Source organism: Pseudoalteromonas phenolica (genome assembly GCF_001444405.1).
Lineage (GTDB): Bacteria > Pseudomonadota > Gammaproteobacteria > Enterobacterales > Alteromonadaceae > Pseudoalteromonas > Pseudoalteromonas phenolica.
Map to the genome: position 1 here is coordinate 2,530,735 of NZ_CP013187.1, position 26,712 is coordinate 2,557,446.

The window sequence follows — 26,712 nt, forward strand, 5'->3', positions numbered from 1 at the left end:
CCAAAGCTCAGACTACTTCGTATCTGTTAATTACTCCAAAGGTGTTAGGTCGACTGACCTAACTTAAGATTGAAAGGCAGCATAACTTGCTGCTTTTCTTTATTTATAAAAAGCTCGGCCGCTTGTTGCCCTTTATTCTCACTGTTTTGGTGAATGGTGGTAATGGCTGGTTGAAAAAGCTCTGCTTCATCAATACCGTCAAAGCCTACAATTTTAAGCTCTTCAGGGATCTTAATGCCCTGCGCCTGGGCTTCTCTCGCTGCGGCGAGTGCAATTAAATCACTCATACATAACAACACATTGGGTCGAGGCGATGTATTTAATGCTTCTTTAGCAGCTATGCGCGCATAACGTTCGCTACTCTCAGGTATATTCCAAGTTTTATCATCCGCAATAACGACACCCAACTCATTGATAGCTTGGCGAAATCCAGCTAGACGTTGATGTGCAATCGAAGTATTAAGTTCAGGCAAATGATGGTCATACACACGGCAGATAAGCTCAGTATCAAGTAAGCGAAGGCCTAAAATAGCTGCTTCAATGTTATCACTTGTGTTATCACTGGTCGTTTCAAAACCTGTAAATGCTTGTTTTGCGACAGTGTAAGCGGCCTCATGATTATTGATATTCACACTGGCTTTGTTGTCTAACTCAAAGTCGACCGTCACGACATGCTTGCTGAGCGCTTCAAGGTGGGTGATTAATTTGGTATTACGAGGACGGCCATAGCAAATAAAGCCATCAACAAAATCGACAATGTCATTGACGCTTTCAGCATTACCCGAGAAAAGCAATAAATTAATGCCTTGAGGTTCAAGCACTTTGGCAACACCACGCATAAAGCTGCTCGCCACCGGATCTGACACCATGTATTCAACGCTGTCAGGAAGCACGAGCGCAACAATGTTGAACGTGCCTTTTCGCAACGAACGTGCCGCTTTATTTGGCCCAAAGTAACCGAGTTCATGGCACGCAGCGAGGATTTCTTCACGCTTTGCTTTCGACAGTTGGTCCGGTCGATTAAAAGCATTTGAAACAGTGGCATTCGACACACCTAAATGTGCAGCGATACTCTTTAGCGTCCATTTTCTGTCGGTCATTGACGTTGAAACCCTTAGTAAACAATTCCTATAAGTGAAGATAGTAATAAATTTACCTATTAAAAGACAGCCAATCTTCTTTGCTATTTAGGATAAGTGATTGTTAAATAACATCTGCAAATATTTACGAAATAGGCAAAGTAGTGATGGACAGTTTTGAAGGCATTTTTGAGTTTGTGGCTGTTGCTGAAAGCGGTGGCTTTTCGGCTGCTGCAAAAAAGTTAAACTGCTCCACCAGCCATGTCAGCCGACAAGTTTCTCGCTTAGAAGAACGTTTAGGCTCGCGTCTCTTAGCACGTACCACACGCCAAATTAGCTTGACTGAAAATGGCGAGTTTTACTATCAACAGTGCAAACAACTCGTTACCGGCTTACAGCAAGCCAACGAGCAATTAAGCCAGCAGCAATATCAGTTATCTGGCACGCTCAGAGTCAGTGCCGCAGGTGGCTTTGCCGAAAGTTACATCGCCCCTGCTCTGATGGAGTTTGCCAAACAGCACCCTGAGCTCAATATAGAAATAGATTTCAATTCAAGACTGGTTAATTTTGTTGAAGATGGTATCGACTTTGCTATTCGCTACGGCGAATTGAATGATTCAAACCTCATCGCCCGTAAGTTAATTAGCCGCTCTATGATGGTGGTTGCCAGCCCTGAGTACCTCAAAACCTATGGCATACCAAACCATCCCAACCAACTAAAAAGCCATCGTTGCATTATCGCTAATAACGACCACTGGGCGTTTAATATCGACGGAACCAAACAAAGTGTAAAAGTTACAGGTAACTGGCGTAGCAATAACGCCAATGTGGTACGCGAAGCCTGCGAACAAGGTCTAGGTATCGCCTATATGCCCGAAAGCACCTTCACAGAATCAATAAAACAGCAAAAGCTGGTACCACTTTTAGACTCATATTGCATTAAAGGCGCAACCAGCTGGATTGTTTATCAAAACAAGCAATTTATGCCGCTCAGGGCACGCCTAGCCATAGATTTTTTATTGGAGCGGTTTGCAAAGTGGTAAATTAAAGCTGCATTCAGATTAGGTTTTTAAACTATTAGTACGTTTTCAAACAACGACATACAAATGGATTTATACACTCTCTTTATACCTGCTTTATATAAGCTCAAAACGCTATCAATATGCTCTATTTTTCTCTTGAGCACCTTTTCGTCTTTGGCCAGTTCAAGCGTTTGCTATGGCACGACATCAAACGGAAGTTTACAAAATGGTGTTCAGCTACCAAAAGAAGGCAATAACTTTGTTGGTTATAGTGAAATAGCAAGATTAGCTGGGCGCACATACGTGCATTCAAAAGTCAAAGATATCATCCTTGATGCTTATTCTCGTTTAGAAAAGACAGAACCTGATAAAGTATTCAAGTATGCTGAAACAGGTTTTGTTGATGGTGGAAAGTTTCGACCTCATAAAACACATCAAAATGGTTTATCTGTAGATTTCATGACCCCTGTATTAAATGAGAATGGTGAATCAGTCCATCTTCCTACCCACCCTTTTAACAAATTCGGTTATAACATTGAGTTTGATAGTGTAAGTCAATTTGATGAATATCGGATAGATTATGACGCGCTTTCAGCACATCTGGTTGCATTACACAAGTCGTCAAAAGAACTTGGTGTGGATTTATGGCGAGTTATTTTTGATCCAAAGCTACAGCCCAATTTATTTAAAACCAAATATGGAGATTACCTTAAAACGCATATACAGTTTTCAAAGAAGCGCTCATGGGTGAGGCATGATGAACACTATCATGTGGACTTTGCCGTGCCTTGCCTTGCCACAATTAAAAAAGCCAACAAGCTAAAATATCGTCTTTAAATCACGCCGATAAATTAAAGAAGTAAATAAGCGAGCATACATTCATGCATATGCTCGCAAAACCAATATTTAACTTTTAAATGCAACTAAAAATACTTAACCCAGCGCGCTGATGTTTTGCGTTTATAACTCGCAAACCATTTACATAGTGGGTATAAAAGTACACTTAAGCACATTGCAAACAGCCACACTTGCCAGACGTGATAAAAGCCAAAATATGCAGTCTGAGCACTTCCATAATGCATATTTGTGCCAAATAGCCACTGTGCCACTATGCTAGCAACAAGCAGTGCGTATAAATGCGTGATGTAGAAAAACATAGGCGCAGAACCCAATATTCTGACAGGCTCTAACACCTTAAATACGCTCGTTTCTAACACCGCTAACACAAAGGCACCTACTCCCAATGTAAGTAGAATAAAATCAAGAGATGGCGGATACTTGGTGAAATTAAAGAAGTCCATCACAGTCAAAAGCAAGGTTGCCTGTTGAGACCAATCAAGAGTTTCACCGTAAATGTTTAGCCCTCTTAAAATTAATAAACCTAGTAAAAACGCGGTTCCGCTTTGCAACAAAATCGTTTTACGCTTTTGCGAAGGTACCGAGCTCGAAAATAAAGGCCCCACTGCATAGCCACACAAAATAACCCCGATCCAAGGTAAAACGGGGTAAGAGGCTTTTACCTTGATGAAAGCATCTGTGACTAAATATCCTCGGTCATGCAAAATCGTCCATAGCGAATAACCCATCTCATTTGGCGCAAATTCAATGGGCGATAATAAGTTATGACCTGCAACTATGCTTATACCTAATATGGCGATAATACTTCGAGGTAAAGCGACCACAATGGCTAAAACCACCATGCTCACCCCTATCGCCCAGATAACTTGCAAGTACAGTGTTTGATAAGCGCCAAACCAAGAGAAATTGACCAATGTCATTTCAAGCAGAATTAAAAATAAGCCACGTTTTAGCAAAAATGATTGAGCTGAACGCTTTGCACCGTTTGCGGGGTTTTCATATAACCATGCTGATAGACCGGTTAAAAACACAAAAATTGGCGCACAAAAGTGGGCACTTAAACGGGTAAAATAAAGATCAGGACTCGTCGTTTGAATGTCCATTGGATCAAGCACTTGAGCATGTAAGAAAAAACGCTCTCTGACATGATCAACCAACATGAATAACATCACGATGCCACGAAGTATATCGATGGACGGCAAGCGCGTTTTACTGTTTTGAAGATGATTCATTACACTCTTTCTCGTGTTTTAAACGAAAAACAGCCTAAATAACCACTTAACCAAGGTTTGGTTAAGTACAATTACTCAGACTGCTATTTTCAATTACTAATATGACTTAGAACACACTAAGACATTAACTCACAGTAAAGATCAGAACTGATATTTAATCGTTGCACTGTAAGTTGTCGGTGAGCCCGGCATAGTCCAAAGTTTATGGTAAGAATTTTCAAAGTAAGCCTTATCAAACAGATTGTTGATATCGAACTTCATACTTACCTTGTCATTTACCTCAATCGACGCTGACAAGTTAACAAGCGTATATGATGGCAAAATAAAGTTTGCATCTGTTGTTTCGCCTAAACGATCACCCACATAATTTACGGTTGCACCAAGGTAAGATGCTTTACCGAACAGTGTGGTGTAATGCTTTAGTGAAACATGGCCGATATGATCAGCAATATTAATTAAGCGCGAGCCTTTTGGAATTGGCACGCCCCAATCGGCATTAATCACATCATTTGCTGTTTTTGCATCTGTGTAAGCGTAAGCAAGTTCAAGTACTGTGTTATCTGTCAGCTCAGTGGTTAGCTGAAAATCAATACCTTGGCTTTCAACCTCGCCTAATGTTGCTGATAACCCCGTATCTGGCTCAGCAGTGAGCATATTGGTTTTTTGCGCATCAAAAAGGGCTATGCTACCCGAGAAACGCCCCGCAACATCTTGCCACTTTGCGCCAATTTCGAATGACTTAGTTTCTTCTGGCTCAAACGCATTGCGGTTTGAATCAAGACCCGGATTTGGCCTAAAACCTTCGGCATAACTCGTATAAAGATTAACTTGGTCATTCGCACTATAAATAAAGCCTAAACGTGGGGTAAATTCGGTTTGCTCTTGGCTTTGCGCTTCATCGCTGCGTAAGTTAAGAATGTCTTGTTCAAATTTATCAACACGTACACCCACTAATACTTTTGACTTTTCAGTCAGTTCAATCAGATCCTGGGCATAAAGGCCTAAACCTTTTTGATTCTCTTCAGTCAGCGTTTTTTGTACTGGCTCAGGTTGAGCTTGAGTGTAGTCAGGGTTGCTAGGGTCAATGGTATAAGTCGTATCGCCTGAGCCCCATGCTGTGCGCCATACTTTGTAGTCGGTATCAATATCAAAATTATAGTGATCCACACCCACTAAAATATTATGCGTTAGACTGCCAAGCTTAACTTCACCACTTAATTCAAAGCGGGCCGATACATCAAGCGCTTGATAATCACGCGCACGTCGTTGGCGAGACAGTAGATTTTCGTCGCTATACACCAGCTGTCTACCACCTGATAATTCAGTATCAGAAGACACACCTTTAAACGAAGAATCTCGATAAGCAAAGCCTGTCAGTAAATGCCAATCGTCGTTTAACTTATGATTTAACACGAGCTGATGACCGAGCGCTTCAACTTGATGCGCGCCATCACGGATATCACCGTAAAAAGCATCAGCTTTCACACCGTCAAAGTCATTATTCAGAATGTATACACCTCTATCTAAAGGCTTTTTCTGATCTAGCACTTCCATTTCGTAGCTCAGGCTGGTGTCATCAGAAATGTTCCACAATACCGATGGCGATAAATGTAAGCTTTCAATTGAAACATGATCTCTATGTGTATCTGAGTCTTCATACGAACCATTTAGTCGATATGCAGCCTCTTTATTCAGTGCGTTGGTGTAATCAAATTCAAACTGTTTTTTACTGTAATTACCTAGCGTTGCTTGAACATAGCCTTGCTCATTAAACTGCGGCTTTTTGGTGATGATATTAATAGTACCACCCGGCTCACCTTGCCCATAAAGTGCAGAGCCTGGGCCTTTCATCACTTCAATGCTCTCGATGTTAGCGGTATTTCTATTACCGTTATAACCGCGAGAGTTAAAGCCGTTCACAAGATAACCCGATGGGTTATTTTCGTCTCCCGAGAAACCACGAATAGCAAAACTATCGAACATACCGCCTGAGTTATTCTGCCTAACTATACTCGGTGAAAGCTCGAGCGCTTCCATAAAGCGGGTGATACTTTCACTTTCAAGCACATCAGCGCTAATCGTATCGACAGCTTGTGGAGTTTGAACTAAAGGTACATTTCCTCGATAAGGTTGCCACACACGATTAACTTCAATGTGTTCAATGTCTTCGTTTGATTTAACAGCATCTTGCGCAATGACACCATTCGATGCCACCAAAAGTGAGAGTAGTAATTTCTTTTTCACACAAATCTCTATTTTTAGGAATGATTAATTCGATACAATATAACATAACCCACTATATTATTGTCATTTCCTAAAAAGTAAATTAACGCGTTATTTTGCGTTTAGTCGAAAACTACTGACTGATAGACGTGACGGATGCTTTAAAAAAATGCAGACATGATTGAAAGAGTTATTTGAGTGCAAATGGCTGCTGTTGTTAGATCGGCAGCCGAGATGATGATTTAAGTTCTTTGAGTGATAGGCTCGATTTAATCCCTGATATGCCTTTGAATTTTCTTAAAACACCGTCAATAAAATTGCTGTAGTCATCTAAATCTTTGGCGACTACCTGTAATAAGAAATCGGCATCTCCCGTCGTATTGTGACAAGATAAAACATTATCACAATCATTGATCATGGCTACAAAATCCTGAGTGGTTTTTTCATCATGCTCGACGTAAGTCAATTGCACAAATGCCATCACACCATACCCCAGTTTTTTTCTGTTTAAATTTGCTTGGTAATCTTCAATGTAGCCCTGCTCTTCTAAACGCTTAATACGACGCCAACATGGGGTTTCACTCAATGCCAACTCATTTGCAAGCTTGGCACTAGACTGACGGCCATTACGTTGTAAACGTGCCAAAATAAGCATATCTGTCTTATCTAACTCAGTCATTTAAAAGAATCCTTCAATATACAACCTTAAGGAAAAAGACTATTTCAGAAAGCACCTTTATTCAAGTAAACATAGCAAGGTAATTTCTACCAGCAAGCGTAAATTAAAAGCATCAATCATCGATAGGATAAACGCCATGAAAGCCCTTGTTTACGAAAACTTTAAATCAGCACCTAAAATTATGCATGTATGCGACCCTATTCCAGAACCTCATGGGGTCATCGTTAATGTTAAAGCGACAGGCGTGTGTCGCAGCGACTGGCATGGTTGGATGGGCCATGACGATGGTATTGAACTTCCTCACGTACCTGGGCACGAGTTTGCAGGCACAATTGCAGCCTTAGGCAAAGATGTCAGAGGCTTTAAAGTCGGTGATAGAGTGACGGTGCCTTTTATAAATGCTTGTGGCAGTTGCCCTGATTGCCATTCTGGAAACCATCAAGTATGCGGAAGCCAAACTCAGCCTGGCTTTACTCATTGGGGGTCTTTTGCTGAATATGTGTCTGTTGATCATGCCAACATCAACCTAGTAAAACTGCCTGATGAAATGGACTTTGTGACCGCCGCCAGCTTGGGCTGTCGCTTCGTGACTTCGTTTAGAGCTGTGGTTGACCAAGGAAATATCACAGCAGGTCAATGGGTTGCCGTTCATGGCTGCGGTGGAGTTGGCTTATCTGCCATCATGATAGCCAAGGCCATCGGGGCAAATGTGATTGCTATTGATATTGATGACAGCGCGCTTAAGCTAGCAAGTAACCTCGGGGCTGTTACTACCATTAATGCCAATCAAGTGACTAGCGTGCCCGAAGCAATTAAAACACTCACAAAAGGCGGAGTTCATGTGTCTCTTGACGCGTTAGGTCATCCTGTCACCTGTATAAATTCAATCAAGAGCTTGAGAAAACTGGGCAAGCACATACAGGTTGGCTTATTGTTAGCTGAACATTCAACACCAAACATTCCTATGGATGCTGTAATTGCTAACGAACTCGAAATCATTGGAAGCCATGGCATGCAAGCACACAGATATGACGCAATGTTAGCGATGATCCTCTCAGGTCAGCTACAGCCTGAAAAGTTATTAGGAAAGACCATTTCTTTAACTGAATCAATCGATGTACTTACTGGCTTAGATAAAAACAATACGCCTGGGGTTACGGTCATAAGTCAGTTTTAGCTATCATTAAGCGTGGCTATTTAACCATTCTAACGGGATATCCCATAAAACACTGGCTTTGCGACTGAAGAATTTCATATGTCCAATCTCTTTTAAACCATGATCTTTGGGGTCTAGAGTCAGTGTTTTCGCCTGAATATTTGGGCTCACAGACATCATGTCTTGCACATTTTTATCATTTGCAATGAAGTCATCCACAGCGTTAACCCACATTGTAGGAAATGTAAGCTCATCGAAATAATGCTTGTCAATGGTTTTGCCAAATGCTGTTTTTACATAACCACCGCCGTTACACCATGTTTGCCATTGCTTTGCCACTGCTTTTGGTAATGGCTCTCCCATGCCTAGCCAATGTGATTTAGTATGACCAAACACGCTATTAGAGATCGGAATAAAAAGGTTCATAAAAAAGTGAGACTTAAATTGATCTCTTATTTTCATATTTAATAATCGCCCTGATGAACTCGCAAAATTAAACATGGATGTTAACGCTTTGGCGTTGTGCGCGAGTCCAAATAGCTGTCCACCAGCGCTATGACCGACTAAGTGATAACTTGTATTTGGGAATTGCGCCATGAGTTCAGCAATCGCAGCAGGTTGATCAAGTAACCCCCAACATTGCAAACTAGCAGAGTGCTTTTTAATGTCTCCATGCAATGACCCTCCAATTCCACGATTATCATAACTAAGAACAGCAAAATCATTCTCAGCTAAAAACTCTGCAAATGGCTTGTAGAATTGACGCTTAATCCCTGTTGCAGGCCCAATTAATACGGCGCCTTTAATTTGACCTGAAGGCGAAAATATTGAACCCGCAAGCTTATACCCATCTTCGCAGATTATGGTTACTTCTTTACAGTTAACTTTAGACATATGATTTGCAACTTAGTAGTCCGTTTTGAACAGCTTACAAATGCCGAGCAAATATCGCAACGGCAAATGTTAAATTTTAGAGTTAAAACTCAAAAGACCAGCAAGTAATGTGCATTTTCATGAATGAATATGCTAGTTTAATGTGCGTTATAAATAGCCGCTTGATCAGATAGCAACATCAAATTATAAGAAAAATACAGGACTCTCCGTGAACAAACTCTTGCTAACATTATTTTGGTTGATCTCCTTACTCATTATGTTTTTTATTGGTAAGAACATGGGGGCTGGGGATGTTTCAATAGCAAAAGAAGCACAATTTGATGCCATTCAAAATATTGAGAGTAACCCTACTAAGCTTGAATCTTTTGACAAAAAAGAATGTCAATCGGCGGCTGAATTAAGCAAAAGTTCGCTTCCTTCATCTGGACTAACAAACAAAAATCAAACAGCTCAAAATAGCCATACGCACGATAAGCAGACCCTTATAAACGAACTAGCTGACGTGAAAAGGCAACTTGCAGACGCTGAATCTCAGCTGGAATCTTTAAACGCATCAAAGCCAAACATGCCTAGAGAGGATCAGCCATCACAAGCGACTGAAGAAGAAGTGAGCCAACACTTATCAGCACCCTTTGACTCAGTGGTTCTCAAAGCAAGAGGTTCCATGGTTGATAAATTTAGGCAGCTTCATGAAGAGCCACAAGATCAAGAGTGGTCTATTGTTACAGAGCAACATATCTCTGACTTCTTTGTTACTCATGACTTAGCCGATAAAGTGGCACTAGATGCTATTACTTGTAAGCAGACTATTTGCGAAATTCGAGGGTTTGAGCTAGAGAATGAAGCTTGGGGTCGAATCATGTCAGATATGAGAGCCCAACCATGGTGGAACTTTGCCAGCTCCCATTCAACTACTCAAAATAATAAAAAATTTGGCATGTTTTTCTATTCCCTAGTCTCAAAAAATGTCATTTAACTTATTAAGCTATTGAAAATAATCAGGTCATACCCAAATCAGTGTTTTGATCACTTAGGAGTAGTCGATGATCGTCGCCATTGACGTGCAATACACTAACGATAAAGCATTTGTAGCTTGTGTGGCCTTTAATAATTGGCAAGCTGAGTCTCCATTCAAAGAATACACAACGGTTGTAAACCAAATCGAAGAGTACGAACCCGGTGCTTTTTACAAAAGAGAGTTGCCCTGCATCCTAAAAGTGCTGTCTGACCATGCTCTTAAACCAGATACCATTGTTGTTGACGGGTATGTATATTTAGATGCTCATCAAAAGCCCGGCTTAGGTAAGCATGTGTTTGATGCCCTTCATGGTGAATCGTCTGTTGTAGGAGTCGCGAAAAAGCCCTTTTTAGATATTGGTGATGAACATGCGATATATCGAGGAGAAAGTATTAAACCCCTCTATGTGACCAGCACTGAATCAACACAGGTTGCAAAACAGCATATTTTACATATGCATGGTAAACATCGAATTCCAACGTTATTGAAACGTGCTGATCAACTTTGCCGTGAGTTTGCCAAAAGCAGCCAGCACCTTAGCGAAGAGTTTAATATATGAACAAAGCCATTTTCAGACTTGCAGTAATTGATGATGCCGAAGAGATAAACTCTGTATCTATACACCTAGGTTATCAAAGATTATCTGGAAATCAGGCCTCAGAAAAGTTGCAGTCACTATTGGAGTCTGAAGCTGATCAGATTTTTGTCGCCGAACTAAAAGGTAAAATAATCGGTTGGATACATCTATTCTATGCACGCCGACTGGCATCAAATGACTTTTATGAAATTGGTGGATTGGTCGTAAATCCTGAGTATAGAGGTCTGGGCATTGGTAAAAGCTTAGTTAAGTTTGCGACATCTCAAGTCACTGAGGAAGTTCGTGTTCGGTGCAATGAAACTCGACTAGAAAGCCACCTTTTTTATGAACAGCAAGGCTTTAAAAGTATTAAGTCTCAGCGTGTATTTAAATTATAAAGAAGGTGTTCGAACGCATGCTTAATTTGTACAATGAGCTCTATTAGATTACATATAACATTCAGTGTAATCTAACAGAGCATACTAATCGCTTTATAAAATCTTCAAAAATTCAACCAAGTCATCGACTTCCTGCGCAGACATATATGTTGGTTGTATTAAATCTGTGGTTGTAGGAAACATCTTATCGCCAATGAAACGTCCTCTAGGTTTTGGCTTAAAGCCGCCACGATTATATTGATCTATCATAGGTCGAAATTCAGTAAAGAAACCATTGTGCATCCAAGGTGCGGTTTTGGAGATAGCCAATAAAGTTGGCGTTCTGAATTTGCCAACATCTGCGATATCTTTTGTATGTTCATAACGACCGAGGTCTTGAAAAGGCCTACCATAGTTATGAAAACCGGTAACATGAAACAAATTATCAGATAGTAAAGGTCCTTCATGGCATGTCATACACTTGGCTTTTGTTCTAAACAAATGCATACCCGAGAGCTGACGTTCATTAAGCATACTTAATGCTTGCTTAGGCGCTGAATACGCCTTATGAATGAAACGCTGAAACAGGGTGTCTGGTTTATCAATGGTTCTTTCAAACGCAACCAATGCTTGCGCTAAATGTTTGGCTTCAATCGTTGAAGTCTCAAATACTCGTTTAAATGATTCAACATACTGCTTATCGTTATTTAATCGCTTTAAAGCATCAGTGACTTTTAAATCCATTTCAATCGGGTTTTCTATCGGCATCAATGCTTGTGCTAGAGCACTGTCTGCGCGACCATCCCAAAAGAAACTTCGCCAATGATCAACACCTATGATGGCTGGTGTATTTCTGTTGCCAACAAGGTTATCAATGCCCTGACCTTGAGGCCTGCCATCTGCAAAAACTTTATCTTCCATATGACAACTTGCACAACTCACCGTTTTATCACGAGATAGAATCGGATCGTTAAACAACCGTTTTCCCAATTCGACTTGCTGTTTACTAGGCTCTGCTTTCAAATTTGTCAAAGGCGCTAGGTCACTTACCTTTCTACCGTCCATTGTTTCAATTGCAGGCCATTTACTTGGGTGTTGTTGATAAAGCTGGGTTAAGGTTTCTAAACGGTTTGAATCTTCTACAACTTGTTCTGCTTGCGCATTCAGAGCCATCAAACTTAGAGACAATAACAAGGTTAATATTAACTTCATCATTATAATTTCACCCCAACTGATAACCAAATTGAGCGGCCCGTCTCGATACCCACTGATTCTCCATAAGCTGTATAAGTTCTGCTATCGAATAGGTTTTTAATGTCTAAGCCAAATTTGAGGTTATGGTCTTTTAAAAGTTTAGGTTCCCAATTAAGTGATAAATTAGCGAGTACTCGACTTGGTAATTGCACCTCTTGATATACATCAATCAATAAACTGTCGTCAGCTGCACATTGAGGACACGCCCTGGAAAGCTGTTCACTTTCGCGCGATGTATTTAAAGGTAGAATTGCCTGATAACTTTGACGGTAACTTGCGTTTAAGCTCGTTGTAAAAGTGGGGGTCCATTTTGCTGTCCAACCCAAATTAACTGTCAGAGGCTCACCAAACTCTTCCGATCTTAGCTCAATATTATTTTTGGTTGTTTCAGTAAATTCATAGCCGCTGTTCACATCACCTGTTCTTAAAAATACTAGCTCGTTCAAAGCCGCTGTATCGACGTTTTCATATGAATCTGTATTTGAGTATTGTGCTAACTGATATGTGGAATTTGCCCAGAAGCTATGTGCGTTCAAGTAAAGCGCCCAAGATAGTGAGACTCGCTCATTTTGTGTGTAGCCCAGATTAGAAAGTTGGCGATAATAATAGCCATCATCTGAGTTATATTGTGGTGCTTGGGTGCTAGATAATTGCTTTTTACCCCACCGCTTTACATATTCAATAGAATAATTACCAAATTGAGTGGCTTGCTTCCAACCTAATACTAGTTCGTCACTAAATGGAGTATCTACTTCATTATATCGATAGCGGTAATCTGTTTGTGTGCTTTGATCTTGCCAACCTTGCACACCACCTAGAGCGGCATAACGTTGTTGTAAAATACTCGGCAGTTGCTGCTCTCGAATTTTATAGTTGAGTAGGTTACTGTCGTAATATCGGTTTGCACCAAACACGACCATCGTTTCCTCGTCTTCACCTAGTCGATACCCACCGCTGATACGAGGTGCCAGATTGTGATGCTCTAATACGTCGTCATGATCATATCTTAGTCCCAATCTTAAGGTGAGATTATGCCACTCAAATTCATCTGTGAAATAGGCACTGAGGTTCTGCACATCAACTTCTATTTGCTCAGCTTGATAAACAGTGCGTAAAGTAAAGAACTGTGGCGTCACGGTTACAATATTCGAATAATGTAAAACATGCTCCGGTTTTGATAAATCAAGCGGCTCTCCAAGCTTCGCCTCTAGCTCCTCAATTGACATTGAGGTTTGCAGCTCAACACAATCAAATAATGCGCCTGCACAATTTAAATTACTCAGTTGTGCATTTGGCGAGTTATACCTATAACTTGCATCATAGCGTTGTCTATTTAGGGTTTCTTTTTGTACTTGAATACCTGCTTTGAAGTAGTGCCCAATATTAAATAAACTGACCTCATCAAAGTCAGCATTTAACTCCCAAAACAGCGTTTCTTGTTCTTTATCGAGTGTGCCATACCCCCCTTCTCGAGAATGACTTATGTCTTCGGCTGCATCACCGACTCCCCAGTCCTTACCTTTTGCTTTTCTCCAAGGATAAAAATGCGCAGGTGCTTGTCGAGAATTTTCACTAAAGGTATAAGAGAATTTACTCGACAGACCAATACCAGCTACATCCTGCTCTAGCTTGAGGGTTGTACTGTAGCCACCACCATCATTGTTGAATTCACTATTTAGGACATCCTTTATAATGTCTTGGCTTTCATAAGGAGAGTAATTAAATGTCAGATCAACTTTGTCTAAAAATAAGTCTTTTTGGGTAAGTTTTACTAAAAAATTAGTATTCTCTCGGCTCGTTACTGCGGTTTGATTAAGTGATACTTCTGAAATCTTACTTTCAGTGAAGCTGGTTGCAACTAGCAAACTATGGTGCTCCCCTAACCCCAAACTTAAATCAAAGTTATATACATTTTTTTCAAAAACAGGTGAAAGTGGAAGCTCTTCTACTTCTTGGCCTGTTTCTTCGTCAATAATAACGTGGTACTGATTCCAATCACTTTGAGATGTACGGTAACTAAACCCTAAATGGCGTTCATTTTGCTCTGCTTCTCGCGTATTTACCTCTACTACACCGCCACTAAAGCCACCATAGTTTGCAGGAATATTATTGGTATACACTTCTAGCGATTCAACAATTTGTTGATTGACATTAAATGCTTGTACGGCCCCTTGTACATCGTTCGGTGTCGATTTACTCCTATCATATGCGCTGGGATCTTGGCGGCTATTAAAATTCACCCCATCAATAAAGAAGCCAGTTTGCCATGGCTGAGCACCTGAAATTGATACCCTTTTAGCACCAATCTCTGCTTGTTGGTCAGCATCAAACGCATCACTGCCGAGAAGCACGCCTGGCAATAAGCCGAGTAACTCAGAAATATCGCCTGCAGTATGTGGTGTTTTCTCTAGAAAGTCTCGGTCAAGCGTATATCTTCCGCTAACTTCAGGCACCTGTAAGCCAATATATTGTCCTTTAACATCAATACGCTCAATGTTTTGCGCTCGTTTTTTTGACTCGAGACATTCAAGTAACTGTTGTTTGTTTTTTTTCTCTAATGCTGTCTTTCCTACACATTCAGCTATCAGTGTTTTTGAAAAGCTTTTTAGTTCAGGAGCTAACTCAGTTGCAGTGTCTGCCAGGCTTAGGCCCGGCAGTAATACGAGAGAAACATATAAAATCGGTGACGTTTTCATGAATTATGTTTCTCTTAGTCTGCTTTTAAAGGTGATAGATCTTCAAGGTCTGACAACCCATCGTTATCGCTGTCTTCATCCATTTTCAGATTTGACGCCGTTATTTGCTGTTCACTTGCATCAGGTAAAAAGAAGTTAACAAGGCCGTCCTTATCTGTATCTACATTAGCAACCGCGGTGGAAGGTAAATCATCTTGTGTTGCTTGAAGCTTAACAATGTCTAATAGCAGTAACTCTTTATCAGCTTCTGTATACACTGGATCAAGTACCAAACTAACTGCTTTGTCATATGCATTAATAGCAGCATATTGCACAGATATATCTTTATAGATATCTTGCTTGTCTTTGTCTGAAAGCGCTGATGTTGCACTTGCCAGCTCATCTAACATGTCTTCTATGAGCGTTTTCGTTTCAGTAACAACTTGCGCATAGTCATCATTTAAACCAGCATGATGCTGTACACCAAACTGCAGATTATTAACCGCGAGATACTTAATATTGACTTCACGTTCGGTGAGGCTTTCTAGCTGACTTAAAGTATCTTCAATAAGTTCGACCTTTTCTTCTACGGTGACTGTTTCATCCATTGCCTGAGAAAATTTACTGAATGCTATTTGAATGGTTGCCAAACTTTGCGTTAAAAAACCATTTGATGCTTGCGCATTCGCAACTGCAAAATGCTCTTCTATGAAGTCATCAACAGCGCTGAAAGTTAACGCCACTTCTTGCGCGGTAGTACTTGCGGCCAATGCTTTTTCTGATTGTTGCTCTCTTGTCCAAGCAACTGATAATGCATTAAAAGCCTGTACTTGTTTATCTGCAGAAATGGTCTCACTGCCTTGATAATATGTTTTCGCCAATGTGTCGCACGTTGTAACAACCGAATTTGATTGCTCACTATTGCCACCAAATACATGGTTCAGTTCAGCAAGTCGCATACAACCATCACTTTCGAGCACTTGGTCAACAACAAATCTTACATCTGTTAGATAAGCTTCTGTTTGGATGAGTTTTTCAGCTTCTGACAATAAAATTAAAGCTTGTTCGTCTAAACCGGCATAATGTAACAACCAAGCGCCATATCTTTCTGCGAAGTTAACCGTGCCCGCTTCAACTAATGTATGGAAAATCTCAGCTTCATCACCACCGGAAAAGGTGCTACTGATGTTTGCCAAAGTCTCGGTCATTGGGCGACCTGATAAGGCATCAGTCAAAAGTTTGTGCGCATATAAATGACGATGGCCCATTCTCAAATCTGTCGAGCTACCTACAGACTTTAATAACTCATAGGCAACATTACCCGAATTATCCTCAGATTTATGTGCTGCAATATACTCAGGGTACAGTGATTCAAATAGACCACTGAACAGCTGTAAAGGTGTATCAAACCTAGCAAGCGTATTGGCTGCATATTCCTCTGCTTTAAGCGCATATTGACTGTCATAATTAATATCTGAGTAAAGCGCTAAACCTTGAGCTAAATTATATTTGGCTAATTGGAGTGCCTTTTCTTTGTCTGTTCCTGACGACTTCAAGCTAAGAATGTGTGCAAGCTGAGCGGCTTGTCTAAAGAAATTTGCTCGATATTGATGATAAATACCTCGGCTTGTTTCTTGATAAGACACTGTTGAAGTAATATCAGAGAACGCTTTAATCGCATTGTATGTTTTATCAAAGTTTACGTTAGGCTCATCATTAACAAAGTCTTCAACCATGTTTTGAGAGTGTGTTTGATGTGCCGTTACAAATGCACGGTGTGCACTCTTTGACTCTTCATCGAGCGCAATGAGTGAATTTGCATACAAATTAGTATTTTTTAGGAGTTCTGTCGCTAAATCATTTTGCTCGACATTTAAATAATCTCGGATTACTTGAAAGTAAAAATGTGCATCAGATGACCCTATATTTTCTAAACCAAGCTCTGCCAAGTAAGTATTATATTCAACGGTAGCATGTTGACGCTGCTGATTTGCAAGTTCTATTTGACCCTGTTTATCAAATGCCACCGCAATTGCTTTGTAGGCTTGTGCTTTAACTTTTCTACCTGCAATTTGGTTTGATACCAATTTAATCGCTTCATCAGCGAAACCTGATTGCGCATACCCAAGTGCAATCTCAGCATATGCTTGCTCCGCAAGTAATGCATTCTTAATAGCGACCGGATCATCCGCCTGATTTAATTCTACAAGTTGCTTAGCTTTTGAAAGATGTGACACATCTGAAGCGTAGTAAAAACCTAACTTATCTTGATTAGTGACAAACGATGGGCTCAAAGACACTTCAGCTTCAACAGGTTCAGCATTACCATCGCTTACAGAGACAATAAAACTCCCTTTTACTTCATTTAATGCTTCTGCATCGTAAGTGAAATGTCCTGTTTCAGAATCTAAAAATAATTTACCGACTGAAGGCGCTTGAACAATGCTGAAAGTCAATGTGTCACCATCTAGGTCTTGCGCAGTTACCTGACCTTTTGTTTGACCTGTGCTACTCACAACAACTTGACTAGTAGAGATTACAGGCAAATCATTCACATTTGTGACTTGGAATGAGAGTGAAATTGTTGCACTGGCGATGCTATCAGAGACTACTATCGTTGCAGTATCTTCACCAAAAAAATTAGCTACAGGCGTATAAATGAAACTACCATCTCTGTTAACAGTGATTACGCCATTATCGGCCGATTTACCAACACTATATGCTAGTTGATCGCCATCAGCATCAGTGGCGGCTACTTCACCCTGCATACTCTGATCTTCCAACAATTCATAGGTAAAAGTTGATTGATTGAATACAGGGGCTTGATTGCCTGAAGAGCCGCTACTGCCGCCACATGCAGATAAAATAAAGCTTAAGTTTGCAACTACAGCCAAGTTAACAAGTGATTTTTTCATTAGGTAGGTCCGATAAAATAATAAACGCAGAACAAGTTTCTCAATACAAAGTGTTTTATAAGGGTTAAAAGCAAGTTCCTTATTACCTAACGCACCCATCTGAACACTCAAATACAAATGAGAATCCAAATCAATAGCAAAACTATATATCATTCTTAATCGGTTTAGAACAATTAATCTAAAACGTACCTAATTAAGGGTTTGAAATAACCAAGTGAAATTAGATATAAGTTTAAAATCTCAATGAATACGTATGCATAAACATCAAAATTAATTGATTTACCTTTAAAAGAAACAAAATGCTTTATTTTAAAATCGGGTAGATATTGTTTTTAACATATGAAAAGCCTAAAACTTAAACGATAAAGTTACTTTAAAGAAACCAAGTGAATGAATGGTTTTAGCCTATCAAGTGGGAGCGAGAACTTTAAAAAAGCCATTTATTTTTCAAGCAAACTAATCGGCGCTCTCACTAGCTAATAGGCTATTTTATTTTTCTGAATAATTGCAGTTTAAAAATCCATCAGATACCATCGATTAAATACCTAAAAGGAATACATTCATGATAAAAAACTGCATGGTCGTGCTGTCTTTATTAATTTCATCCTCAGCGCTATCACAACCAAAAGACTTTTCTGAGTTGACAATTAACCAGCTTCATCAAGGGGTAAAAGCAGGTCAATTTACTTTTGCTGAAGTTACCCAGTATTACTTAAGCAACATACAAAAACATAATCCTCAACTAAACGCAGTGATCACTGTCAATCCCGACGCCTACCAACAAGCTTTGAACAAAGACAAACGCTACAAAGAAAGTGGTAAACAAGGCATTTTATTTGGTGTACCCGTTTTAATTAAAGACAACATAGATACCAAATTAATGGCAACCACTGCCGGGGCGCTCGCATTGCAAAATCATTACCCAAGCAAAAATGCCCCTATTGTTGAAAAATTGCTTTCAGAAGGTGCAATCATTTTAGGAAAGGCAAATTTAAGTGAATGGGCAAACTTTAAATCTTCACCTAGCTCGAGTGGTTATAGCCATGTTGGTGGTCAAGTAAAAAACCCTTACGATCTGACCATGACTCCTTGCGGCTCTAGCTCTGGTTCTGCTGTAGCAGTTTCTAGTAACCTAGCACTAGTCAGTATTGGTACAGAAACCGATGGTTCAATTCACTGCCCAAGCGCGCTCAATGGCGTTGTTGGTTTTAAGCCAAGTATTCATCATATCTCCCAAGCAGGGATCATTCCGATTGCGCATTCTCAAGATACAGCAGGCCCTATTACAAGAACTGTGACTGATGCTCAGCTTACTTATTTAGCAATCTCGGAGTATGCTCGTAAAGAGTCACCTTCAACTCATTCCTTGCAAGGTAAACGCATTGGAGTTATCCCGGGTATAAACAAGTTTAATCAAACTTATAAAGCTGAATTTGAAGACACCTTAAAACGCTTGGGATCAGCGGGTGTAACTATCGTTAACGATATCCAGTTCAACAATATGGACAAAATATTTCCTGCTGAATTTGATGTACTGTTGTTCGAGTTTAATCATGGTGTCACAGCTTATTTAGCAAATACCGGTGATGGTGTCAGTGTTAAATCACTGCCTGAACTAATTGAATACAACAAAAAATTGAACGATCAACAACAAGGGCTCTTACTTGCCTCACTTCAAGCGAATGATGAAGCTAAATACACACAAGCTGTCGCTGCGATAAACAAATACGCTAAGCAACAATTAAAGGAAATATTCAAACAACATAAACTCGATGCCATCATTGCACCGAGCGTTGGCTCTGCATGGAAAATAGACCCGATCAATGGAGACAAATTTACAGGTAGCAGCTCAACACTTGCCGCCGTAACAGGCTCACCAAGCATCACTGTCCCTATGGGATTAAAAGACGGGATGCCGTTTGCTGTAAGTATTATTGGTGACTTAGACCAAGATATGAAAGTGCTTGAAATCGCAAAGCAGCTTGAGCAGTTAACTCAAGGGCGCGTCGCACCTAAGCTGTAAAAATGGTAAAGCATAGTACTAAGCAAGAATCTTAAAGATTTTTTTAAATTAACTGATCTTTTCTAATAGCAGCTGCGTTTAACATACTGAAGGGTCGAAACGGTGTTGCATTCACCAATAACTAGTCCTTGCATTTAGTAAACCCCTTCACCATTCGCAGAAATTAAGCGCACTACTCTACAGTGCGCTTTTTCTTTTCTGATAAAAATAATACCAATCCTAAATAATACTTAATCATTTTGAGGGACTAAAGCTGCCGCTAACCACGTTAAAAATCTCTCATTCTAAATAACTAAACAGCAAAACTTTTGCTTTTTTATCAATAAGCTTTTCTTGCCTCACCATAGATCACTTAATCAAGAGGGTTGGTATAAATGCCCAGATTTATTCGCCTGAACGACTGATCGCCTCTTTACCGTTATAAACTAAGCGTGTCGACCAAGGAATAGGATTGCGAAGCGCAAAGTGCGCCATACAACCATTTTCAGCTTCATCCAATAGATCTTTGATTTTCTCTTCAGGCTCAGGGCTTTCGATGATCACATGAGTCTCAACTACATCACAGCCGCCATCTGTCATATAACCATGCTCACGCATGTGGCCCAAGTTAGTACGAAATACGATACGCTGCTCTAGCTTTAAACTATCTACTTGAATTTTTCGTGCCGTCAAAATATCGGTTAAATGCGTCATCAAGCAAAAACCAATGCCTGCCGAGAAAAATGCCAGTGGCGGCGGCGCAGTATCTTCCCCCACAGGCGGCTGTTCGTCACAGTATAATTTCACTGGGCTAAAGCCCGGAATATTCACCGAAACCACACCAGTTTTACTCTGCATATTGCCTGCTTCTGCACTTAAATTGACTTCAAAGCGGTACGGCTCTGGGTGCTTTGCTTTAGCAAATTTTGAAGGTTGGTATTGAGTTGTTGCAGGTTGCTCAGTGCTTCTCTCACCTACGTGATAAAACTTTTGTTCTGTCATGATGCTCTCTTTAAACGTGCTTTTGTTTAAAAATAGCTTATGCCATTTTGTCTGCAGGGTGCCGTCAAAATAGCCTAAAATTGAATCCAGTTTGGTGCTATTCTTCACCTTAAAGGCAAAATATGACGGAAACCACCATGCTTGAGAAGCAAGACAAAAATATCCTTTCACAGCTACAGAGTAACGGCCGCATGTCTATGGTTGATTTGGCCAAAGAAACCCATATGTCTGAATCGACTTGTTTACGTCGCACTAAATCACTTGAAGAGAAAGGCGTCATTAAAGGCTACAGTGCCGTACTCGATGCCGAAGAAGCAGGGTTTGGGGTATTAGCCTTTGTGCAGGTGAGCATTGACCAGAAAAATGAAGCGGCATTTGATAAATTCAAACTGGCTGTAATTGAGCACCCACTTATTTTAGAATGCTATTCGCTCTCTGGTGCCTATGACCACTTAATGAAAGTCGTTGCGCGGTCAAATAAAGAGCTCTCTCGTTTTATACTCAAAGAATTAAGAAGCTTTCCTGAAATTAAAGAAGCACAAACCCTGTTTGTACTCGATCAGGTTAAACACACTTCTGCCTTGCCTGTAGACTTAGATTAATATTCACCATTAAAGAAAAAAGCTCGGCTTGACGACGAGCTTTGGTGGAGAATGTACTAATACCCAAACTACCTCAAGATACATGATTCAGAGCACTGCCTTCTGTTCGAGTTCAAGGAAAAGGACGCAGCGTAATGACGAGTCCTTTCCAAGTTCTTTGACGATGAAATAGGACTGAAAGCACGCTCCCTTGGGCGAGTTTGATTGGCTTTCATACTGCGTTATCAATTTTCGATTTAGAACCACTAGATCTTCAAATCGATGCCTTGTCTGACAGCCAATCAATTCTCGCTGAATCTCGTATCTTGAGGTGGTTTGGGTATGCCCTGTTAATCTACAGGGAATAACAGGTCTGTCCGGATAATGTATTTTACGCCTTGAGTAATTGCCTCTGAGCTATGTAAGCAATGTAAAGGGTGTGTGCCATGCGGAAAACATAACACGCCACCTGCGGGTGTTCTGACATTTATGATTTTTGCAGGCTCTCCATTTTTTGCAGGCCTTGAGTCATCTTGTGCATTCACCCAAAATTGAGTGTGACCGCCTTTAAAGTCATCTGACAACAAAATCAAAAATGTCATCTGACTCCATCTGTCATCGTATGCATTCATAATATTTTGTTCATTAATGATCTTGCTGCCCGGCCAAGCGCCATCAATATGTGGTTTAAAGAAGTCCCCTTCTCCATATTTATAAAAACGGCATCTAGCATTGATCCCAACAGGTACTTGGCCTGAAATGGCTTCAATGCCCTGAGATAATAGAGGTGCGCATCGCTCCCAGATTAATGATTCAGTTTGTTCGTCGATGACCCAAGTGAGGCTTGAGTTATGTCTCACTGAGCGAGGAAGAGACACAGCGGCATCTAGATTGAAACTCAGCGATTCTGCAATCTCAATAAGTCTTTGGCATTCGGCTTGAGACAAAACATTCAATAACTGAAATGCGCCTGGCACCTCTTCAATTGGGTTTAATTCAACTTGTCTTTCATGCGTAAGCGCCAACTGAGCAGGGTTTTCCCCTCTATTTGCCCAAAGTGGAATATCGCTGCGTTCAGCACCTTGTTCTCGTGCAACAACATAAAAATCATCATAGTTCATTACTTAACTCACCACTGTCATCTGTGCAAATTGGCGATGCCCTTGCACACTGCCATGAAAACCAAAACCGCTTTGTTTTGCACCAATCCAAGGGCTATCGCCATTCCCACCAGGCCCTTTGTTAATGCCAATCATGCCCGCTTCTAATTGTGCAGCAACATGTTGCGCGTCCTGATTACCAAACACCACGGCCCCTAAGCCATAGGTAGAATCATTGGCTCGTGCTATCGCCTCTCTCACTGTTTGAAAAGTAGATATTGCGACAACAGGACCAAATGTCTCTTGTTGCTCCATGACCATTTCATGAGTGATCCCGCTGATCACAGTCGGTTCGATATATCGTTCTTGAATTGCATGGCCGCCGAGTAATAAATGCGCGCCTTTTCTTAATGCATCATCAATATGCGACTGAATCTTTCTAACTTGCTTGGCATTGATTATCGGTCCAATATCAGCATGTGTTTCATTCCAACTGCCAAGCCTATATTGCGAAGCCAACGCAGTGACTTCTTGAATAAATTCACTTGAGATTGATTCTGCCACATAGATACGCTCTGTCGATGTGCACATTTGACCCGCATTTTCAAAACTGCTCGCAACAGCAAATTGCGCTGCAGCTTTGATATTGGCATCTTCAAGCACTATCATGGGATCATTACCTCCGAGCTCCATGATCAATCGCTTAAGTGAAGACGCAGCTGATGCCATAATCTGCTTACCAACGGCTTGTGAACCTGTGAAGGCAATGAGATCAATACTTTCGTGAGCAACTATCGTACTTCCCACCTCTCCATCGCCATGCAGAATGTTTAAAATACCCTCAGGCAAATATTGATTTAGTAGACGAGTAAAACGCTCTGCAATTAATGGGGTTTCTTCTGAGGGCTTAAACACCACCGTATTACCAGCGACTAGAGCTGGTACGAATAAATTCACTGCCATTGCTAGTGGATAATTCCAAGGTGAGATCACTGCGCAAACGCCCAGAGGTCGATATTGCACACCACTGCCATCAGTCTGAGGGGCTAATGCTTTTGCTGCTTCAGCCGCATAATAGCTTCCCGAAAATAGCGCCCCTCGTACCTCGCCAGTTCCTCTATCCAGACTTTTTCCCATCTCTTTGCAGAGTAATTCTGCCAGCTCATCTTGAAATGGGATCAAGGCTTTAAACGCCTGACTAATAATGCGACTTCTTTCATGTATAGGCGTTTGCCGCCAACTTAACTGTTGTAACTTTGCATGGGCTATCGTTGCATTTATCTTATCTTGATCTGCTACTGACACTTCACCTAATACAAGGCCATTACTTGGGTCATACGAAATCAATGTCATGTCTCACCTAACGAATGCTATCTTTTCAAATAATGATTTCATGTTAAGACATAGGTGATACAATTAGAAACAAGAATAATGCGTATGAGATACAAGCATGAGCGGTATAGCAAATCTAGACATCAAACAGCTGAGAGTGTTGCACTTCTTGCTCATTGAACACAATGTCTCAAAAGTCGCGGCTCAAATGGGCATAAGTCAGCAAGCCGTGAGCGATCAATTAAAAAAGCTACGGCACACTTTCAACGACAGGCTATTTGTCAGAAAAAGCAATGGGCTCATCCCAACCCCCTACGCATTATCACTCCAAAATGACGTTGCCAACATTATTGCTCAAGTTGAAAAACTAGTAGCACCCAAAGAATTTGACCCCGGCTCAATCAGTGAGGTATTTACCATATGTGCAACTGATTATGCTCAATCAGTCATCTTACCCAATCTGCTGGCAAAACTAAGAAGCCAAGCACCTAACTTGAAAGTGATTGTGCGAGATATTGAAATAGATAACTTAAGTCAGTTACTAGATAGTGCTGAAATTGACCTAGTATTGTCATTTCCAAGCTTTGTGCCTAGTAAGTATCCTAAACACGTTTTATATACCGAAACACACCAATGTGTTGTCAGTAAAACACACCCAAAAGCAGAGCACCGCTGGACAATGGAAGAAATCGCTTCTCACCCACAACTTATCATTTCACCAAAACGTGCAAATTTGGTTGGCTCAGCAGATACGTTTTTTAAATCTCATGGCTTAAAAAGAAACATTGTCATGACAGTGCCTTTCTTTGCGGCTGCCGCAGAATGTATCGCATCAACAGATGTGATAGCACTGCTACCGAGTAAGCTATTACCCAACGATAATTTAAAAGTTTTAAACTGCCAGCTAAACCTGCCCACTTTTGATGTCATCACAGCTTGGCACCAACGTTCAGACCAAGATCCATTAAACCGCTGGATAAGAAAACAAGTGAGCGCGCTTTATGATCCCGAAAATGCGGCAACCTAATTCTAGTTTGACCTAAATAAGAGCTCGAGAAGCTAGTCGCTAATTCAATTCAATGTCATGCGATTCTGACCACTGCCGCAATGCTTCTAAAATACTCAAGGCTGAGCGCCCAAATTTTGTGAGCTCATAGGTCACGGCAACAGGGCGTTCACTGATGACTTTACGCAACACCATGCCTTCTTGCTCTAACTCTTTGAGCCGTTGGTCGACCATTTTCTTGGTGGCGCCGCCTAACATACGCGACAAATCATTAAATCTCACAGGCTCATCTTTTAAGTGATAAATAATCGAGCCCTTCCACTTACCACCAATTAAACGCATGCCTTTTTCTATGGCACAGGGTTCAGTACAGGAATCTAAAACTTTTTTTCGCCCTTTACTATCTGTTTCTACTCGACTTTTCATTTTTTGACGCTCACTTTTATTAGGTTACTAAAAGTATACTAATTGATTAAGGTGAATAGGTTCCTAAAATATACCACAAGTTAATTGCAAACACACTGGAGCAAACCATGAGCAATATTTTAATCATTAACGGCCATCAGTATTACCCGTTCTCTGAAGGTAAGTTAAACGCAACCTTGGTAGACAAAGCTGTCAGCATTTTTCAAAGCAAGGGTCATTCAACTCGCGTTGTGACGATGCAAGACAACATCGACGTCGAAAAAGAGCTTGAAAATCACCAATGGGCTGACTATGTATTCTTACAAACTCCGGTCAATTGGATGGGCGTCACTTGGTCTTTCAAAAAGTATATGGATGAAGTCTACACAGCTGGTATGGGCGGCGCACTGTGCTTAGGTGACGGTCGAAATGAACAAGCACCTAAAGCCAACTATGGCAAAGGCGGCACAATGACAGGCACTAAATACATGCTTTCGCTGACATTCAATGCACCTGAAGAATCATTTAACGATTCTAATGACTTTTTTGAAGGTAAGTCAGTTGATGACTTAATGTTACCTATGCATATGAATTTTAAGTTTTTCGATATGCAACCTATGGCCACATTTGCCTGCTTTGATGTGATGAAAAACGCCGATATTGAGAACGACTTAAAACGCTTTGAAGCACATTTAAACGCACATTTTTAGAATTCACCCTAAGGAAATTAAATGAACTCAGATTACACAACCAAACTTCATGCTGGCACTGTTTTTCCTGACATCACAGCGACTTTACTCAGTGGCGAGTCAGTCAATCTTGCAAAGCCAAAGGCCGGTTTTGATTGGAAACTTGTGCTGGTATATCGTGGTAAACATTGCCCTTTATGTACACGCTATCTCAACCAGCTAGAGCAGTTTAAAGATGCCCTTGCCGACATTGGCGTCGACATCATTGCCGTCTCTGGTGATAGTAAAGCGCAGCTTGAGGCACATAATGAGCAATTAGAGATAAGCTATGACATAAGTTATGGCTTGAGCATTGAGCAAATGAAAACGCTTGGCTTGTATATCTCTGATCCGCGTTCAGAACAAGAAACTGATCACCCATTTGCAGAACCTGGCCTGTTCGTAATAAACACTGAAGGTCATATTCAAGTGGTCGACATTTCAAATAACCCGTTTGTGCGTCCTGAACTACAAGCACTCGTAAATGGCTTAGCGTGGATCAGAAACCCAGACAATAACTACCCTATTCGTGGCATGCATAAGTAACCTTTACTCAAGTTAAATAGCCATGCTGAAATTAAAACCCGGTTAAGTGCG

At 40.7% G+C, this 26,712-nt stretch carries 23 protein-coding genes; 11 read left to right on the top strand and 12 right to left on the bottom strand.

What is annotated here, in order from left to right; genetic code table 11:
- Nucleotides 1–44: 44 nt before the first annotated feature.
- Complete coding sequence (locus tag PP2015_RS11055) at nt 45–1,100, bottom strand: LacI family DNA-binding transcriptional regulator (RefSeq protein WP_058030399.1); 1,056 nt, start codon at nt 1,098–1,100, stop codon at nt 45–47.
- A 146-nt stretch (nt 1,101–1,246) separates the two neighbouring features.
- Between PP2015_RS11055 and PP2015_RS11060 the strand changes: the two genes are divergently transcribed.
- Nucleotides 1,247–2,122, top strand: coding sequence for a LysR family transcriptional regulator (locus PP2015_RS11060; protein ID WP_058030400.1), 876 nt, complete (start codon nt 1,247–1,249; stop codon nt 2,120–2,122).
- Between the two features lie 63 nt (nt 2,123–2,185).
- Complete coding sequence (locus PP2015_RS11065; protein WP_083496574.1) at nt 2,186–2,938, top strand: penicillin-insensitive murein endopeptidase; 753 nt, start codon at nt 2,186–2,188, stop codon at nt 2,936–2,938.
- A gap of 86 nt (nt 2,939–3,024) precedes the next feature.
- On the opposite strand, the gene PP2015_RS11070 is transcribed toward PP2015_RS11065, so the two are convergent.
- The 3 genes from PP2015_RS11070 to PP2015_RS11080 form a co-directional block, all read right to left on the bottom strand.
- Entirely contained in the window at nt 3,025–4,191 is a 1,167-nt protein-coding gene (locus PP2015_RS11070) for an acetyltransferase domain-containing protein (RefSeq protein WP_058030401.1), read from the bottom strand.
- Nucleotides 4,192–4,332: 141 nt separating this feature from the next.
- The gene (locus tag PP2015_RS11075; RefSeq protein ID WP_058030402.1) at nt 4,333–6,435 is read right to left on the bottom strand and encodes a TonB-dependent siderophore receptor; all 2,103 of its coding nucleotides are present in this window, start codon (nt 6,433–6,435) and stop codon (nt 4,333–4,335) included.
- 196 nt (nt 6,436–6,631) lie between these two features.
- A complete protein-coding gene (locus PP2015_RS11080) occupies nt 6,632–7,093 on the bottom strand; it encodes an Lrp/AsnC family transcriptional regulator (RefSeq protein WP_058030403.1) in 462 nt (153 codons plus the stop codon).
- A gap of 136 nt (nt 7,094–7,229) precedes the next feature.
- On the opposite strand from PP2015_RS11080, the gene PP2015_RS11085 reads away from it, so the two are divergent.
- Complete coding sequence (locus tag PP2015_RS11085) at nt 7,230–8,270, top strand: zinc-dependent alcohol dehydrogenase family protein (protein ID WP_058030404.1); 1,041 nt, start codon at nt 7,230–7,232, stop codon at nt 8,268–8,270.
- Nucleotides 8,271–8,276: 6 nt separating this feature from the next.
- Here PP2015_RS11085 and PP2015_RS11090 read toward each other — a convergent pair whose 3' ends face one another.
- Nucleotides 8,277–9,143, bottom strand: coding sequence for an alpha/beta hydrolase family protein (locus PP2015_RS11090; protein ID WP_058030405.1), 867 nt, complete (start codon nt 9,141–9,143; stop codon nt 8,277–8,279).
- A 208-nt stretch (nt 9,144–9,351) separates the two neighbouring features.
- Here PP2015_RS11090 and PP2015_RS11095 point away from each other — a divergent pair, with 208 nt between their 5' ends.
- The 3 genes from PP2015_RS11095 to PP2015_RS11105 all read left to right on the top strand — a co-directional run bounded on the left by PP2015_RS11095 (nt 9,352) and on the right by PP2015_RS11105 (nt 11,136).
- Nucleotides 9,352–10,119, top strand: a complete 768-nt coding sequence (locus PP2015_RS11095) for a hypothetical protein (protein ID WP_128724152.1) — start codon at nt 9,352–9,354, stop codon at nt 10,117–10,119.
- A gap of 67 nt (nt 10,120–10,186) precedes the next feature.
- Nucleotides 10,187–10,720 carry an endonuclease V gene (locus tag PP2015_RS11100; protein WP_058030407.1) on the top strand — a complete coding sequence of 178 codons (534 nt, stop codon included), beginning with the start codon at nt 10,187–10,189 and terminating at the stop codon, nt 10,718–10,720.
- Nucleotides 10,717–11,136 (top strand): GNAT family N-acetyltransferase, encoded by a 420-nt coding sequence (locus PP2015_RS11105; protein WP_058030408.1) that lies wholly within the window; start codon nt 10,717–10,719, stop codon nt 11,134–11,136. The genes PP2015_RS11100 and PP2015_RS11105 overlap by 4 nt, the downstream gene beginning before the upstream one ends.
- Before the next feature lie 93 nt (nt 11,137–11,229).
- Here the strand turns inward: PP2015_RS11105 and PP2015_RS11110 are convergent, their stop codons facing one another.
- The 3 genes from PP2015_RS11110 to PP2015_RS11120 are packed head-to-tail and all read right to left on the bottom strand — an operon-like array spanning nt 11,230 to nt 17,959.
- Nucleotides 11,230–12,330 carry a cytochrome-c peroxidase gene (locus tag PP2015_RS11110; protein WP_058030409.1) on the bottom strand — a complete coding sequence of 367 codons (1,101 nt, stop codon included), beginning with the start codon at nt 12,328–12,330 and terminating at the stop codon, nt 11,230–11,232.
- Nucleotides 12,330–15,065 carry a TonB-dependent receptor plug domain-containing protein gene (locus tag PP2015_RS11115; RefSeq protein ID WP_058030410.1) on the bottom strand — a complete coding sequence of 912 codons (2,736 nt, stop codon included), beginning with the start codon at nt 15,063–15,065 and terminating at the stop codon, nt 12,330–12,332. Before PP2015_RS11115 ends, PP2015_RS11110 begins: the two co-directional genes overlap by 1 nt.
- 14 nt (nt 15,066–15,079) lie before the next feature.
- Nucleotides 15,080–17,959, bottom strand: coding sequence for a cadherin-like domain-containing protein (locus tag PP2015_RS11120; RefSeq protein ID WP_128724154.1), 2,880 nt, complete (start codon nt 17,957–17,959; stop codon nt 15,080–15,082).
- A gap of 562 nt (nt 17,960–18,521) precedes the next feature.
- On the opposite strand from PP2015_RS11120, the gene PP2015_RS11125 reads away from it, so the two are divergent.
- Entirely contained in the window at nt 18,522–19,982 is a 1,461-nt protein-coding gene (locus PP2015_RS11125) for an amidase family protein (protein ID WP_058030412.1), read from the top strand.
- A gap of 384 nt (nt 19,983–20,366) precedes the next feature.
- Here the strand turns inward: PP2015_RS11125 and PP2015_RS11130 are convergent, their stop codons facing one another.
- A complete protein-coding gene (locus PP2015_RS11130; protein WP_058031619.1) occupies nt 20,367–20,963 on the bottom strand; it encodes an OsmC family protein in 597 nt (198 codons plus the stop codon).
- A 122-nt stretch (nt 20,964–21,085) separates the two neighbouring features.
- Here PP2015_RS11130 and PP2015_RS11135 point away from each other — a divergent pair, with 122 nt between their 5' ends.
- A complete protein-coding gene (locus PP2015_RS11135) occupies nt 21,086–21,565 on the top strand; it encodes an Lrp/AsnC family transcriptional regulator (protein WP_206646012.1) in 480 nt (159 codons plus the stop codon).
- 329 nt (nt 21,566–21,894) lie between these two features.
- On the opposite strand, the gene PP2015_RS22035 is transcribed toward PP2015_RS11135, so the two are convergent.
- Both PP2015_RS22035 and PP2015_RS22040 read right to left on the bottom strand, forming a co-directional pair.
- Complete coding sequence (locus tag PP2015_RS22035) at nt 21,895–22,665, bottom strand: 2OG-Fe(II) oxygenase family protein (protein WP_058030413.1); 771 nt, start codon at nt 22,663–22,665, stop codon at nt 21,895–21,897.
- 3 nt (nt 22,666–22,668) lie between these two features.
- Nucleotides 22,669–23,997: an aldehyde dehydrogenase family protein gene (locus PP2015_RS22040; protein WP_058030414.1), complete on the bottom strand. Its 1,329-nt coding sequence runs from the start codon at nt 23,995–23,997 to the stop codon at nt 22,669–22,671.
- A gap of 97 nt (nt 23,998–24,094) precedes the next feature.
- Here PP2015_RS22040 and PP2015_RS11150 point away from each other — a divergent pair, with 97 nt between their 5' ends.
- Nucleotides 24,095–25,003, top strand: coding sequence for a LysR family transcriptional regulator (locus PP2015_RS11150; RefSeq protein WP_058030415.1), 909 nt, complete (start codon nt 24,095–24,097; stop codon nt 25,001–25,003).
- Between the two features lie 39 nt (nt 25,004–25,042).
- On the opposite strand, the gene PP2015_RS11155 is transcribed toward PP2015_RS11150, so the two are convergent.
- Nucleotides 25,043–25,408 (bottom strand): winged helix-turn-helix transcriptional regulator, encoded by a 366-nt coding sequence (locus tag PP2015_RS11155; protein WP_058030416.1) that lies wholly within the window; start codon nt 25,406–25,408, stop codon nt 25,043–25,045.
- 107 nt (nt 25,409–25,515) lie between these two features.
- On the opposite strand from PP2015_RS11155, the gene PP2015_RS11160 reads away from it, so the two are divergent.
- Both PP2015_RS11160 and PP2015_RS11165 read left to right on the top strand, forming a co-directional pair.
- Entirely contained in the window at nt 25,516–26,097 is a 582-nt protein-coding gene (locus PP2015_RS11160) for an NAD(P)H-dependent oxidoreductase (protein ID WP_058030417.1), read from the top strand.
- 21 nt (nt 26,098–26,118) lie between these two features.
- Nucleotides 26,119–26,661 (top strand): redoxin domain-containing protein, encoded by a 543-nt coding sequence (locus tag PP2015_RS11165; protein ID WP_058030418.1) that lies wholly within the window; start codon nt 26,119–26,121, stop codon nt 26,659–26,661.
- Nucleotides 26,662–26,712: the final 51 nt, after the last annotated feature.